At 40.1% G+C, this 212-nt stretch carries 1 rRNA gene; it reads left to right on the top strand.

What is annotated here, in order from left to right:
- Window positions 1-152 precede the first annotated feature (152 nt).
- Window positions 153-212: ribosomal RNA gene (rrf, locus tag NI465_RS16670) — 5S ribosomal RNA — on the top strand; the annotation flags it as partial.

Genomic DNA, 212 nt, shown 5'->3' with positions numbered 1-212 from the left:
GAAGCTCGATTGATTCGATATTAAGCAAAGTGACTTGATTTAGTTACGCTAAACGAACAAACTACTGCAACTCAGATATTCTGTTAATGAATTCTATTTGGTAGAAAGCAAGGCATCTCAATAAGACCTAGCAAGTATCCATAAACAGTTGTGCTGGCGACCATAGCAAGAGTGAACCACCTGATCCCTTCCCGAACTCAGAAGTGAAACCT

Origin of the sequence: Acinetobacter lwoffii (assembly GCF_024129855.1) — a bacterium.
GTDB lineage: Bacteria > Pseudomonadota > Gammaproteobacteria > Pseudomonadales > Moraxellaceae > Acinetobacter > Acinetobacter lwoffii_L.
This window is presented reverse-complemented; position numbering and strand designations above follow the sequence as displayed.